Below are 15106 nucleotides of genomic sequence, written 5' to 3'. Positions count from 1 at the left end.
AAATTGCTTGACACCGGAATCGGTCCAGGCAGAACACCTAGGCCGATCCGATCCCTAATTTTATAAAGGAGAATCAGGAGCAACCAATTACTCGGACTTATTACCGAGTTGCTCTCTCAGCAACGTACCCAATTTTGTAGTACCGCTAGAAGAGGATTGGTATTCCTCAAGAACTTCACGCATCTCGGCATCATCTTTGGCTTTAATCGACAACTGTAAAGTACGCCCCTTACGGTCCATGCCAATGAACTTAGCTTCCACACTATCACCTACCTTCAGGTACTGACTCGCGTCCTCTACACGCTCGTTGGCAATGTCGCGTGCCGAAACGTAACCTTCGATTCCGTCAGCCAGCTCAATCAAGGCCCCTTTGACATCAACCTCCTTAACGATGCCAGCGACCTTGGAGCCTTTCGGGTGAGTAGCCATATATTGGCCAAAAGGATCCTGTTCCAGCTGCTTCACACCCAGCGAAATGCGCTCACGCTCTGGATCGACAGCCAAGACAACTGTTTCTAGGGTATCCCCCTTCTTGAAGTTACGGACTACGTCTTCGCCGGTAGTGTTCCAGCTAATGTCAGACAAGTGCAACAAACCATCGATACCACCTTCCAAACCGATAAAGATGCCAAAGTCTGTGATCGACTTAACCTGACCACTCACCTTGTCACCCTTCTTATGGGTAACGGCAAAGGTTTCCCAGGGATTGGCAGCGACCTGCTTCATGCCCAACGAGATGCGACGACGTTCCTCGTCCACATCCAGAATCATGACCTCAACCTCATCACCAACCTGAACAACCTTGGAAGGATTGACATTCTTGTTGGTCCAATCCATTTCTGAGACATGCACCAAACCTTCGACACCTGCCTCGATCTCAACAAACGCACCATAGTCAGTAACGTTGGAAACCTTACCAAATACCCGACAGTTAGCCGGATAACGACGCGAGATGTTATCCCAAGGATCCTCGCCCAGTTGCTTCAAACCAAGGCTGACACGATTGCGTTCACGATCAAACTTCAGTACACGTACCTCTACCTCATCGCCGATATTAACCACCTCACACGGATGGCGCACACGCTTCCATGCCATGTCAGTGATGTGAAGTAATCCATCGACTCCGCCTAGATCCACGAATGCCCCGTAATCGGTCATATTTTTAACCGTACCAGTCAAAACTGCGCCTTCCTGCAACTTATCCAACAGCTGCTCGCGCTCCTCGGAATGCTCGCTTTCGACCACCGCACGACGAGAAACAACCACATTGTTACGCTTACGATCTAGCTTAATGAGCTTAAACTCCAGCTCCTTACCCTCCAAGTAAGCAGGATCCCGAACCGGGCGCACATCGACCAAAGAAGCGGGAAGAAACGCGCGGACATCCTTAATGTCAACGGTGAACCCTCCCTTGACCTTACCGCTGATACGGCCACTGATAGTCTCATTCTTCTCCAACGCCTCTTCCAGCTCATCCCACACCATCGAACGCTTAGCCTTTTCACGCGACAGAATAGTCTCGCCAAAGCCATTCTCAATGGAATCCAACGCAACTTTGACCTGATCGCCCACTCCAACATCGATCTCACCAGCGTCATTACGGAACTGCTCAATCGGCACGATGCCTTCGGACTTCAAACCGGCGTTAATAACCACTACGTCACCACGGACATCCACAACGGTCCCAGTAACGATGGCACCCGGTTTTAGCTTCGCCAGGTTCGCTTGGCTGGCTTCGAACAGTTCAGCAAAAGATTCAGTCATTTGATTTACTCGGTTAAACACACGGACGGTCACTCAAAGCTTTATCGCCAGATACACCGTCCACCCTAAAGTTTAAGTGGATAAACCGCCACGCATCGCGCAACGGAGCCTGTCTACAACACCTTGCATATTTGATTCTGGCACCCCATTGGACACCACAAGCACTGGGGATTCTGTCCAAAGGAACCTAAACTTCTTACTTCAATCAGTCACCAAAGCAAGTACCTGAGCAACGACTTCATCGACCCCAATACGGGTACTATCGATTAACAAGGCATCATCAGCCGGCCTTAACGGCGCTACAGATCGGCAAGCATCACGCGCATCGCGCGCCCTAATTTCGTCCAGCAAAGTGGTGAACATAACCGAAACACCCTTCTTCATCAACTGTTTATGCCTGCGTTGAGCGCGCTCCTCGGCGTTAGCAGTCAAGAAAACCTTATATTGGGCATCCGGAAAGATTACCGTACCCATGTCACGACCATCTGCAACTAATCCTGGACCGCGTCGAAACATACGTTGACGCTCCTTCAATGCAGCGCGCACCTCAGAGACAGCAGCAATTGTCGAAGCCAGCACACCAGCGGTTTCCATACGCAGCTCGTCGGTGGCGTCGATCGTATTCACCAGGATACGCATATCCCCATCAGCACACTCGGCAAAATTGACATGAGTATCGAACGCGCAACTCACTAAAGCCATTGTGTCGGACACATCAAGACCTGCCCAGCCAGCCGCCACTCCAACAGCCCGATACAACACCCCTGAATCCAAGTAATGCCAACCCAGCCGCGCAGCCACAATCCTACTGACTGTACCCTTACCAGCCCCGGACGGGCCATCAATGGTAAGGACAGGCACAAGGTCAGTCATCCAAACTCCAGTAATCGCGATTAAAGCTAGAGATTGTAGCTCCGCCTGTTTATGTATGTGCCATAAGCACTTGAAAGTCTACTTTAAAGGCAGATAGCATTATCAACATCAATTAGCTTCCTGGTCATTTTAGCGTCTGGTGCATTTTGATTTATTAAGAGAATGCATGAACGCCTAACTCTAGCTATACAAGAGCTATACAAGACAAGCGTTTCGCCGAGGTGTATATGAAAGTTCTATCCTCACTAAAGTCAGCAAAGACACGTCACCGTGACTGTAAGGTGATCCGCCGCCGCGGTAAGATCTTCGTGATTTGTAAGTCCAATCCTCGCTTTAAGGCGCGTCAACGCTGAAGCGCAGCTTTGTGGTAGTGTGTCCTGGAAAACCGCCTCAGGGCGGTTTTTTGTTTTTCTGCCGCATTGAACAAACGTTGATAAACCTTTTACGTATGTGGCCAAAGCATTTTTCATCAATGTTTTTTGTTGTAATCGCAGTTCAACATCATCCAATTGAGGAAATAAAAACATGCAAAACGGCCATATCGCCGCATGCACGCTGGCCGCGTTACTGGGGATCGCTGTAACTTGTCAAGCCGAGACGCTACTGATTGATCGCGTTAAAATTAAGCCAACCGCAGCACCAACGCGAAATCAATCTATGGCCCAGGTGGAAGCGAATTACGGCACACCCACACAGAAACTGCCTCCAAGCGGCGGTCAAAAGCGGAAATGGCCACAAATTGATCGTTGGGTCTACCCTAATTACACCGTTTACTTCGAGAAAGGGAAAGTCATCAACGTCGTCATGAATAGCGCAAGCACCGACGAAATTGGACCTAAAGCACCGGCAATGCGCTGATTACGGCCATCCTGCCACAGAGTGCAATCACTGAAAGTGAAACACAATTGACGACACTCCCGTTCCGCTTCCCCGCCGAGTGGGAACCGCAGTCTGCCATTCTAATCGCTTGGCCGCATGCCAATACTGACTGGTCCGCACGTCTGCCTGAAGTCGAGGAAACCTACATAGCACTGGTAGCAGCGATCACTCGCTTTCAGACAGTCATCATCTGCGTTGTCGACGACGGCTTGCAAACCTATGCCGAGGCGCGACTGCGTTCAGCACATGTAATGATGAAACGGGTACGCTTCACCTTGGCCATTTATAATGACACTTGGGTGCGCGACTCAGGGCCGATCACCTTGGTCGGCACGAATGGCAACTTCTGCTTACTGGACTTCCGCTTTACGGGCTGGGGCGGTAAGTTCGAAGCTAAGCTGGACGACCAGTTGGTGAGCGTATTGCACGCCAGCGGTCTGTTCGCGAACGCCCTGATGCACAGCATCGACTTCACTCTGGAAGGTGGCGCAATCGAGACAGATGGCGCGGGCACCCTACTGACCACTTGGCGCTGCCTGCACGAACGCCACCCGCAGCACACACGTACAACACTGGATGCCAACTTAACTGCATGGTTGGCACAAGACCGGGTGCTGTGGCTGGAACATGGCTATCTTGAAGGCGACGATACCGACGCCCATATTGATACTCTTGCCCGCTTCGCCTCGACCGACAGTATTGTCTATCAATCCTGCAACGACATCAGTGACAGCCATTACGCTGAATTGCAAGCAATGGGCACTGAATTAACCACACTACGCACCACCGACGGACATCCCTACAAGCTGTTCCCACTGCCATGGACAAAGCCAATTATGGACGAGGATCGACGCTTAGCTGCGTCTTACGCCAACTTTCTAATCATCGAAGGTGCGGTCCTGATGCCAATCTATGGAGATCCAGCCGATGCACTCGCACAAGCAGTGCTGGCCGACGCATTTCCCGAGCGTGAAATCGTGCCAGTACCGTGCCGTCCCTTGATCTGGCAAAACGGAAGCCTGCACTGTATCACCATACAGATACCGGCTGGCCTGCTCGCCACATCACCATGTATTGGATAACACTCTCTACTGGGCCCACAACCACTCTCAACATCACGCACGAGCACGCTACCCTGTGCGCATCCTTCATGGAAATGTGTCATGAACCGTCATATTCTCCCCGTAGCACTGATCCAGGAGCACAACCATGGCAATGCCGAGGCTAATCTAAGCATCATCGAAGCGCGTGTAGCTGAGGCTGCAGCACAGGGCGCCAAACTGGTATTGCTGCATGAATTACACAACAGTGCATACTTCTGTCAACACGAATCGATCAGCGAATTCAACTTAGCCGAGCCGATTCCAGGTCCAAGTACCGAACGCCTGGGTGCACTGGCTAAGCAACATGGCGTGGTACTTGTCGGCTCACTGTTCGAACACCGTGCCGCAGGCCTCTACCACAATACTGCGGTGGTATTGGAAAAGGACGGCAACCTACTCGGTAAATACCGTAAGATGCACATCCCAGACGATCCTGGTTTCTACGAGAAGTTCTACTTCACACCAGGTGACATCGGCTTCAAGCCAATTGTTACATCGGTCGGCTGTCTCGGTGTTCTAGTGTGCTGGGATCAATGGTACCCAGAGGCGGCACGATTGATGGCACTGGCGGGCGCCGAATTGCTGCTGTACCCAACTGCAATCGGCTGGGATCCGAATGATGAATACGACGAACAAACCCGCCAGCGCGACGCTTGGTTACTGAGCCACCGTGGTCACGCCGTTGCTAATAGTTTACCAGTGCTCAGTTGCAACCGTGCCGGCCACGAACCATCACCGCTCGGCACGTCAGGCATTCGCTTTTGGGGGAACAGCCACGTACTCGGCCCGCAAGGCGAGTTCCTCGCCGAAGCCAATAGCCACGGACCAGAGATTCTAACATGCGAAATCAACCTGCAACGCAGCGAGCACGTACGACGGGTCTGGCCATTTCTGCGCGACCGTCGCATCGACGCCTATGGCGACTTGCTCAAACGCTACATCGACTAAGGTGTAGACGCTGCAGCCCTACAAGACATTGCATGAATGAGATGCCAATGATCACAGCGTTCCATCGTCAAGCGGTGGATCTGCCTAATACAGATATCCTACCCTCTTCTGGACGAATTTTTTGATGATTCCCTCTGTTTCCCCGCAACAAGACGCCCTCACAGGGCAACCTCTACGTGTGGTTGAACGCAATGGCGTGCACTACACGCTACTCGGCACTGCTCACGTCTCACAAGCCAGTGTGGCTGCAGTCAAACAAGAGGTAGGAAGTGGCTGCTATGACGCCATCGCTGTCGAACTGGATGCACAGCGCCTGCAAGCACTATGCGATCCGGATACGTTAGCTAAGCTTGACCTGATACAGGTGATACGTAAGGGCCAATTGGCCTTATTCGCAGCCAACCTGGCTCTCGCGGCATACCAACGGCGCCTAGCCAAGCAGTTAGGCATCGAACCAGGTGCAGAATTGAAGGCCGCAGTGACCATGGCACGCGAACGCGATCTCCCCGTACATTTGATCGACCGTGAAGTCGGCCTTACTTTTAAGCGTGCCTCGGCCAAGCTTGGCTTCTTCGGGAAATTGAAGCTGGGCAGTGGACTGATCGCTGGGCTGTTCGCCGCCGATGAAGTCGGCGAAGAAGAAATTGAAAAACTCAAGCAAGGCGACATGCTCGAAGCTAGCTTTGGCGACTTCGCCAGCGAAAGCCCGGAGCTATACCAGACCATTATCGCCGAGCGTGACCGCTACATGGCGGCCCGCCTGCGCGAGGAAGTAAACATTGCAACGCGGAAAGTACTGGTGGTTGTCGGTGCAGGTCATTTAACTGGATTGGCTAAACATCTGGAGGATGACATCGAACCACCAACCGAGCTGCGTGCCATACTGGAAAAAGTACAACAGAAGAAACGGGTCCCCTGGTTCACGCTGGGACTGATGACACTTATCGCAACTGGTATTGTGGTCGGATTTTTGCGCGGTGGCTTGGCAATGGGCACAGACCTTTTGCTGCAATGGGCATTATACACCAGTGTCATGGCCGGACTCGGCTGCGCATTAGCAGGCAGCCACCCATTAAGTGTGCTGGTGGCATCACTGGTCGCGCCGTTTAAGCCGTTCCGGCTAAGCCTACCAACTGGTGCCTTCGCCGCACTGGTCGAGGTTCATATGCGCAAGCCAGCCTACCAGGACTTCCTGACCTTACGCGACGACGCACAGACCCTATATGGCTGGTATAAAAACCGGGTTTCAAAGGTGATGTTGACCTTCTTATTCACAAACTTCGGCAGCATGCTCGGGGTCTGGATCGCCGGCTTGAGTATCTACAATCGCCTACACAGCTAGCCCGCCACCAAGCCACGCAACGAACCAAGGGTTGCATATCTACACTCCATCCTTATCTGAGGCTCAACACCCGTCAGGATCCAACTTCAACCCCACCCACAACCAGTGGGTACTGCTGGAAGCGCACCATATGGTCAATCCAAACTTGACACACGAACAACACAAACTTCAGTGGATCCTCTTTTAGAGGGATCGTTGAACCAGCGACGCTCCCATGCTCCCATCATCAATTAGTGCCATTCATCGCACTCGTGCAGAACCCCAGCAACAACAAAACGCACAAACTTCGCTACCCAGGTACACCTTGTCCAAGATACACCCTTTTCATGGCCCCACGCGCTCGGTACGGTGTAGCGTGGCCGCCGGCATATCAATTTCCACCGTCGCCGGCAACCGCAAAATACGTAGTTCTCGCCCCTGCCAAGCCGCAACTTCACCATTAATCCTGGACGCACCGGGTACGCCAGCATACGGCCAACGGAACACCACACCGCCAGATGGCATCAGCAGTCCAGACTTCAGCTCAATGCGTAATTGCTTCTCGCTTCCCTGAATGCGGTAGCTCAGCCGTCCATGAGGCGTACGCAGATCGTGTAAAGCCACACCCTCACCTCCAAACCAATGCACCGGTACACCGGCCGCAATCACCAGACTGGCATCGGACTCACGTGTGTAGGCAAACATGTCAAGTACCGAACGCACAAAGTCCGAAGCAACCCAAGCATGCGGCAGATCACCCACAAAGAACGGCACGTTAGGCGTGTGCGAAACAACCTCAGCCCACTGGTTCCATGCCGGCGGCGCACGGTCTCTGAGAAAAAACGTGGCCGCATCCCAGACACGGTTACGCCAATCCAAACGCACGAAAGCAGAAACATTACGCCACTCATACGGAGTGTAATCCTTCCACTTGCGCTTGCCATCACGGCGCTCAACAAATTGAGTCCAGTAACGCTCAAAAGTATTAGCGAGTAAATCCTGCGGCAGTAAGGACCGTTCTCCTTCCAGCGCCAACGCGACCGCTGTTGAGGTCGCATCAAAGTCACCATGTTCTGCTGATCCAGGAAGATAATCGATACCATGATTGCGAACCGTCGAACGCAACGAAGCAGACAAGTCAGCGGCGAACTCGTCCCGTGAAGCGCTCAAACGCACAGCATCCTCAGGCTTATCCAACACGCTCGCCAGATGCGCCGCATCTTCATACCCACGCAACGCCCAAAAATTATCCCAATACGCATGTACCGGTTTGGCCGAATAGCCCTCATGGCTGATTGACGCCGGCATCATCCCGTAGAAAGCCGGATCACGCATGAAATGGGCCTCGGTGCGTTCGCTCAAACGCAACGTGTCCATATAGGCTGCCGCCGCATTGACATGCGGCCACATCGCCGCCAGGAAATCACGGTCACCTGTGTAGCGATAATACGCACCGATGGTGTAAATCAACTCCCCATGACTGTCATTCTCCGGAACCGGATCACTACCACGGTGATCCACGCAACATGGCACCATGCCGTTAGCAAATTGATACGGTGAGAACCAATTGATGTAATCGCGCACCACATCTTCACGGCCCAGTCGCAGCAAAGCCTCGGAAATCATTGCACCATCACGGATCCAACTACGCGAATAAGAGCGTGTACCAGGTTGCAGACTTGACCCATCCCGCGAAATCAGCATATGCGACATTGCGGTACGCAAGGTATCGACGATCGGTCGACCTTCGGTAGGCACCTCGATCCGCACCAAATCGAGCTTGTCGTGCCACATCTGCGCAACCTGCTGCTGCGCCTGTTTGGCATCAAAACCACTAGACCATCCGGGGCTCCCGTTTTGCGGTATCAACACCGCGATCTCGCGAATTTCGTTTGGCTGAAGATGCCAGCGAAATAACATGACTCCAGACGCCAAGCCACTATCGTCATTCACCTGAGTAGTATGTGGCAGCGGTGCTTGGGCCAGATGGACGACATCCATACCGGCATCGAATGAAGTGGCGAATGCCGCATCCGGTGCCCGCGAAGTGAACACGCGCGGCTTGCCGTTAACACTGACTTGAGTACCGTTGAACACAAGCTGATCAATCCGACTGATACCACCAGGCGTATTGAGAAACTGCGAAGGTGGATTCACCTGGAACGGGCGTACCGCCAGCGCAAGCGCAAAATCACGCGCCTGCTTACTCGTGTTGCGCAGTTGGTAGCGGGCCACCACTTGCGCCTGCTCAGGTGTACCTTGTACGAATGCAGTCACCTGTAGATTAACTTGGTCGTGGCGCCACTCCACACGCGGAATCGGCAGATAACCTTCTTGCAGACTCTGCTCACTGCTCACGTCGGACCAGCGTAGCAAGCGGTTACCGTCCATCACCACAAAGGGCTCAATACTGAAACCGGACTTAGTCGCCTCGATTGCACCATCTGTGTTGATCAACCCCTGTTCGCTACCGCCGTCCAGACCAAGGATGGTCCAATAAGACTGCTCGCCCGAAAAACCGCGTGGGAAGCTGCCACGTGGCCAAAGCGAAGCTAAAGACTTGATAAAGTCGTTCGGCGTCGCAGCGAACGCTAACGGCTGTAAATGAATCTCCTTAATCCCATAACGCCAGTTCGGGCCGTCCTGCAGATCGAAGCGCACATAACGCGCCTCAGTCTCCGGTAACGCTAGCCAGTGGGTGGGATAAGTACCGGCAATAACGTTACGCAGCACCTTCCAGCGACGACCGTCGATTGAACCACGGACCGTGTAGCGTGTCGCCTGCAATCCTGGCACCCAGTCGATCACCGCACCCCCAATCTCCCGTGGTCTCCCCATGTCCAGGGTGACAGTCTGCTGCTTAATTCCACTACTTAACCAAAAGGTATCGAGCCTGCCATCAATCAAGCGATGCTCAAGCGCTGGAGCAGTGTCGGTAATTGCCGCAGCGGTCAACGGAGAAGTATCCGGGGAAGGCAACGCCTTCAACGCAAGCCTGTCGAAACAGATACTCCCACGCCCACCAACGCTATTGTGGACATTGAACTCAATCTGCGCGCTGCGGCGCAGCGTTTTATCCGTATCTGGGCCCCAAGCCTTTTCGATGTGACGCTTACGATAACTTACCAGTGTCCAATTAGGTGGCGCCTCGAACTTAGTTCGATTGACCCACCACACATTGTCGCCACTCACATCGAGCAACTTCAATTGCAAGTCATTGGCTGGCGCATCACCGCGCACTAAAAAAGAGAACTGGTAATTTTCAGAGTACTGGATCGGCAGCTCACGACGGATACCAACGTCACCAGAAACACCATTGAAATTGTAATCCAAACACAGTGCATACCCCCCGGAAGCCACTGCCACTTGGCGCAAGGTGCCACTCACGTGATCAGAAAGCACAAGCTTCCAGGAAGAAACATCCTCGAACTCATCCAAAATCTGTTCCTGCTCAGCCTGGGCAGCACATATCCAGATACACGCTACGACCACGCTGAGGATTTGTATCATTCGCTTCACCCTTTCACGCTCCCCAGCAACAAACCCTGGATGTAGTAACGCTGCAACACCATGAACAACAGCAGTACCGGCACCACAGTTACCACTGCTCCTGCCATCATCATTTCTATGTCCATGACGTGCTCGCGCGCGAGCGCAGCCAGCGTCACCGGCAAGGTGTAGTGCTCCTGATCGGTGAGCACGATCAACGGCCACATGAAATCGTTCCAAGCCGTCATAAAGGTAAACGTTGTTAACGTCACCAATACCGGTTTCAGCATTGGCAGAACAATCTGGAAGAAAATCCGCATCTCGCTGGCACCATCAATGCGTGCGGCCTCGATCAGATCATTGGGAATACCACGCGCGTACTGCCGGACCAGAAAAATGCCAAATACCGTCGCCAATGCTGGAATGATCACTCCAGCGAAACTGTCGACCAAATGCAGATGTTTCATCAATAAAAACAACGGCAGCATGGCCACCTGTGCCGGGATCACTAACGCCGTAAGAAGCAACTGAAAGACCCGTTCACGACCGGAAAAACGCAGCTTGGCAAACGCGTAGCCAGCCATCGTATTAAAAAGTACTGAACCACATGTAATCGATAACGACACCAGCAAGCTGTTAGCGAAGTAGCGCCCCATGCCAATGCGTGCAAACAACTCACGGTAGTTGGCCAACGTCACCACAGACGGAAGAAATGGCGGCGGGAAGCGGCTAGCTTCGCCCGCTGGCATCAACGACGCAGACAACATCCATAGCAAGGGCGCAAGGCTCACCAACGCAAGCATGAACAAACAGCCATTGACTAACAGGATGTTCCACTTAGTGCGCCCAACTTCGCGGCTCATATCAAATCTTTCCTACGTCCAACACACAGCATCAACGTCGTCACCGCAAGAATGATCAAGAACAACAGAAACGCGACAGCAGAAGCACGTCCAAGGTTCCACCATTTGAAACCCTCCTCAAACATGAAGTACAGCACACTGACCGTACTCTGTAGAGGATCACCCCGGGTCATCACATAAGGCTCGGCAAACAACTGAAAGTAGCCGGATACAGTGATGATCCCAACCACCATCAGCACAGGTCCCAGCATCGGCAATGTGATATGCAGGAATTGCCGCCATTTGGAAGCTCCATCAATGCGCGCGGCTTCATACAGATCCTGTGGGATCGCCTGCAACCCGGCCAAAAAAATCACCATGTTGTAACCAAAGTTCTTCCACACAGCGAACAGCATGATCATCGGCATCGCCCAATGCGGGTCACCCAACCAGTCGATTGGATGAATACCAACGCAATTAAGCGCCCAGTTCACCACCCCATACTTAAGTTGAAACAGGTAACGCCAAATCAACGCGACAGCAACCAACGTAGTCACCACCGGGGCAAACAAAACTGTGCGGAACAATCCCTTAAAACGTGCTGCTCTTGAATTCAACAGCAACGCTGCCCCCAGCGACACCGCAATCGACATCGGCATACCGAGCAGCACAAAATAGGTCGTATTCCACAGCGACTTCCAGAACAACGGGGTCTGCAGCAATTCCAGATAATTGTTCAAGCCAACAAAGCGCAGGTACATCGGATTGGCGAGAGCGTATAAATCGAAATCGGTCAAACTGAGTGCTAACGCCATCAACACTGGTACACCGAAGAACATGCCAATCACCAACACCGCAGGAGCAGCGAACACCCAACCGACTAAAGAAGCACACCTCATTGCTTTACTCTCTCAGAATGCGACGTCTTGCCGACCTGCTCCTCGATCCAACGACGCTTGGCAAGAATTTTGTCGACACGCCGATCAAGCTGCTCTACAGCCTGCTCCTCTGCCAAACCCCCGCGTACCACCCGCTCGGTGATCAAACGCATCTCCTGCACGATCCGCTCCCACTCCAGCACTTTGGGCGTGGATTTAACGCGCTCCAGCTGCTCTGCAAAGGCATGTGCCAACGGATCTTCGGCTAAGCCAGGAAAACGCCAAGTACTGCGGCGCGGCGGCAAATCTCCGATGATGCTGTGGAAGCGAGCCTGCACCTGCGGCCGAGACAGATATTCGACTAATCGCCAAGCCGCCTGTTTGCGCTGCGAAGATTTAAAAATAACCAAGCTGGAGCCACCAGCGACGCCCGCGCCAAGCCCATCCGGACCAGGCAGCGGCATCGTGCCCCATTTACCGCTCATCTCCGATGGCTGACGCAACTTAAACTCGCGCACGTTCCACGGCCCTGAGAAGTAAAACGCATAATTGCCGTTAAAGAACTCGTACCAGACATTAGACACCTGGGTTTCGGAAATCTTAGGTGCCCAGCTCTGCTCGTAAATATTGCGGTAAAAACGCAGTACCCGACGGAACCCGGGACTGCGAAAATTGCCATAATTGTCGTTATCACGCAGCAACGGATCGTCCTGCTGCAATGCCAACGAAAGCTGCTGCTCAAACTCATTGAGCGGCATTAAGATGGCATAACGATCTGGGCCGACATGGCGCTTGATCGCGGCCATCGCACGTTCCCAATCGGCCCAACTGGTTAAAGGCCCACTGTACCCGGCTGCCGCCAGAATATCCTTGCGGTAGAACAGCAGACGTGTGTCCACATACCAAGGTACCCCATAAAGGATGTCAGCAACGATGTTGGTATCCCAAACGCCAGGGAAGTAGTCCGCAGGCATTACAACATTGGACTTGGCCACGTACGGCTGTAACGGTTCCAGCGTATCCAGTAACGCAAATTCTGACAGCCAAGTGTTACCTAATTGGCACACATCAGGAAGGCTGTTTGCAGCAAATGCTGTCAACAACTTCTCGTGGGCGGCGGTCATTGGGATGCTCTGAAGGTCTACACGAATCTCCGGATATTCCTTCTCGAAGTCACGCACCAATCCGGCCACCACCTCGGCCTCACGTCCCATTGCCCAAAACCTCACCGTGTGTCTGGACGGCTCATGACCACAAGCAACCATCACCAAGCCAAGCAACAACCCAGTCAGGCATTTACCGGAATGCACTTACTACTCCGGTTTCTTACTCGAGAAGGATGGTATCGACTGCATTTGCGCAGCCGCAGCACGCGACTCCGCGATGCCCAACGAGCGTGCCGCCGCAGCGCGCTCGTCCTTTTGCAGCCCACTCAGTACCTCATCCTCTTGGAGCCAGCCACCCGTAAAACCGGCACGCTCCAATCCAGTACGAACATACTTATTCTTCTTTATTACATTCCAGACAAAGTCGTTACGGTAGTTGGCAATCATGCTGAGCATGATCCCTTGGTCGATGCCGATATAATCACTGGCCACCCAACCACGGCCGGGGATCAAGCGACCTGTTTTAAGGGGAATATCATAATCAAAGCTGGGATTGAAGGCGTCCAGAAACCCATAACTGGAATATAGGAAATCACCATAACGCTTGTGCATCTCCAGCGTGGCTGGGATCACCACTTCAGGAGCGAACACAACCGAAGCCACCACAGCGGTTGGCGCAATCGTACCGTCGTCAAAGAATTCAAACAGGCCGGCACCACGGCTACGGTAGTGGAAAAACTGACGCTGTTCACCGCGGTATTCCTGGGTGGTGTTTTGCGGCCCATCGCTGGCAGTCAAGCCCCAAATGTTTTCGCCATAATCCTTCCACTTCATCGGGTTATCGATTGCGTAATCGCGGTGAGCAAGCACAGCACGACGGCTATTCAGGAAATAATCAATACCGCGCTCACGCATGTATTGGTCTTGAATATCTCGAAAATCCACCCAGACATGAGTGTACTGATGTCCAAACAACGGGCCGAAAGCCAGATACTCCTGCCCCTGAAACACCCCCCAATCCTTGTTATAGGTGCGTGTCCATTCAATCCAGGAGACGGGTTCTAACGGATGGGTCGGCGAACCTAACGCTAGCAAGTAGACCATCATTGCTTCGTTGTAACCCATCCAGTCATGCTCGATGAAGCCACGCTCAGGATACCAACCCATCGAAATCAGCGGCTTACGCTGTTGCAAATACGGCCAATCAACCCGCCTATATAGCCGGTCGGCAATCTGACGAATTTCCTTCTCACGGACATCTTCACCATCGTAATAAGACTCGACAAACAACACTCCCATCATCAGCAATGCAGTATCCACACTGGACAACTCGACCCAACTGTCGTAGCGATGCCCCTGTTGCATGTCCAGGAAGTGGTAGAAGAACCCCTTGTAGCCAGCACGGCCACTACGCTGCGGCCCCATCGGAGCATCGCGTAAGAATTTCAGCGTAGTCAGGGTACGATCAATCGCTTGATTTCGGCTGATCCAGCCGTTTTCGATCCCGATGGGGTATGCGGTCAGAGCGAAACCGACAGAAGCGATACTGGCAAACGGCCTTGACGGATAGCGATCCGGAGTCAGGCCATTCACCTCATTGGTTGTGTCCCAAAAAAACTGAAAGGTACGCCGCTCAATATCCAGAAACAGCGGTGGCAGATCAGGCTTGAGAGGACGGGGCGGCAATTTAGCTTCAATCATGATGATCTGCGGCTTAGCCGACGGGGACTCCTGTTTGCACGAAGTCAATAACGACCCAGCGACTGGCAACAGAAAAACAAACCAATGTGAAGTAAATTGCAGATTCATTGAATCCACCAATACGTAAGGCTTACATATCACATAAAAAATGAAGCCGTAGCAACCGTCTTCCCCTTTTGGACGGAACAACCACACCCAATCA

The 15106-nt window shown here is 52.8% G+C and carries 12 protein-coding genes; 5 read left to right on the top strand and 7 right to left on the bottom strand.

The features are described from left to right. Positions 1-87: 87 nt before the first annotated feature. Together rpsA and cmk are read right to left on the bottom strand one after the other, a co-directional pair. The gene (gene rpsA, locus PLS229_RS04285; RefSeq protein WP_038271421.1) at positions 88-1764 is read right to left on the bottom strand and encodes a 30S ribosomal protein S1; all 1677 of its coding nucleotides are present in this window, start codon (positions 1762-1764) and stop codon (positions 88-90) included. Positions 1765-1965: 201 nt separating this feature from the next. Next, on the bottom strand, positions 1966-2637 hold the full coding sequence (gene cmk / locus PLS229_RS04280; protein WP_038271420.1) for a (d)CMP kinase: 672 nt from the start codon (positions 2635-2637) through the stop codon (positions 1966-1968). A 227-nt stretch (positions 2638-2864) separates the two neighbouring features. On the opposite strand from cmk, the gene ykgO reads away from it, so the two are divergent. The 5 genes from ykgO to PLS229_RS04255 all read left to right on the top strand — a co-directional run bounded on the left by ykgO (position 2865) and on the right by PLS229_RS04255 (position 6909). Next, a complete protein-coding gene (gene ykgO / locus PLS229_RS04275; RefSeq protein WP_004085979.1) occupies positions 2865-2990 on the top strand; it encodes a type B 50S ribosomal protein L36 in 126 nt (41 codons plus the stop codon). 172 nt (positions 2991-3162) lie between these two features. Further along, entirely contained in the window at positions 3163-3495 is a 333-nt protein-coding gene (locus PLS229_RS04270) for a hypothetical protein (RefSeq protein WP_038271419.1), read from the top strand. Positions 3496-3542: 47 nt separating this feature from the next. Further along, positions 3543-4598 (top strand): agmatine deiminase family protein, encoded by a 1056-nt coding sequence (locus PLS229_RS04265; protein ID WP_038271418.1) that lies wholly within the window; start codon positions 3543-3545, stop codon positions 4596-4598. A gap of 81 nt (positions 4599-4679) precedes the next feature. After that, on the top strand, positions 4680-5567 hold the full coding sequence (locus PLS229_RS04260) for a carbon-nitrogen hydrolase (protein ID WP_038271417.1): 888 nt from the start codon (positions 4680-4682) through the stop codon (positions 5565-5567). A gap of 124 nt (positions 5568-5691) precedes the next feature. Continuing rightward, positions 5692-6909, top strand: a complete 1218-nt coding sequence (locus tag PLS229_RS04255) for a TraB/GumN family protein (RefSeq protein WP_038271416.1) — start codon at positions 5692-5694, stop codon at positions 6907-6909. 324 nt (positions 6910-7233) lie between these two features. Here the strand turns inward: PLS229_RS04255 and PLS229_RS04250 are convergent, their stop codons facing one another. Genes PLS229_RS04250 through PLS229_RS04230 form a run of 5 tightly spaced genes read right to left on the bottom strand, consistent with a single transcriptional unit; the run spans position 7234 to position 15012 of the window. Continuing rightward, a complete protein-coding gene (locus PLS229_RS04250; protein WP_038271415.1) occupies positions 7234-10398 on the bottom strand; it encodes a discoidin domain-containing protein in 3165 nt (1054 codons plus the stop codon). A gap of 5 nt (positions 10399-10403) precedes the next feature. Further along, positions 10404-11240 (bottom strand): carbohydrate ABC transporter permease, encoded by an 837-nt coding sequence (locus PLS229_RS04245; protein ID WP_038271414.1) that lies wholly within the window; start codon positions 11238-11240, stop codon positions 10404-10406. Further along, positions 11237-12118, bottom strand: coding sequence for a carbohydrate ABC transporter permease (locus PLS229_RS04240; protein WP_038271413.1), 882 nt, complete (start codon positions 12116-12118; stop codon positions 11237-11239). Before PLS229_RS04240 ends, PLS229_RS04245 begins: the two co-directional genes overlap by 4 nt. Then, positions 12115-13362 (bottom strand): sugar ABC transporter substrate-binding protein, encoded by a 1248-nt coding sequence (locus tag PLS229_RS04235; RefSeq protein WP_051482335.1) that lies wholly within the window; start codon positions 13360-13362, stop codon positions 12115-12117. Before PLS229_RS04235 ends, PLS229_RS04240 begins: the two co-directional genes overlap by 4 nt. A gap of 48 nt (positions 13363-13410) precedes the next feature. Continuing rightward, positions 13411-15012, bottom strand: coding sequence for a glucoamylase family protein (locus tag PLS229_RS04230; RefSeq protein ID WP_038271453.1), 1602 nt, complete (start codon positions 15010-15012; stop codon positions 13411-13413). Positions 15013-15106: the final 94 nt, after the last annotated feature.

The sequence above is a fragment of the Xylella taiwanensis genome, assembly GCF_013177435.1.
GTDB classification, from domain to species: domain Bacteria; phylum Pseudomonadota; class Gammaproteobacteria; order Xanthomonadales; family Xanthomonadaceae; genus Xylella; species Xylella taiwanensis.
The sequence above is the reverse complement of the archived record's forward strand: the minus strand, read 5'-3'. Positions and strand labels throughout refer to the sequence as shown.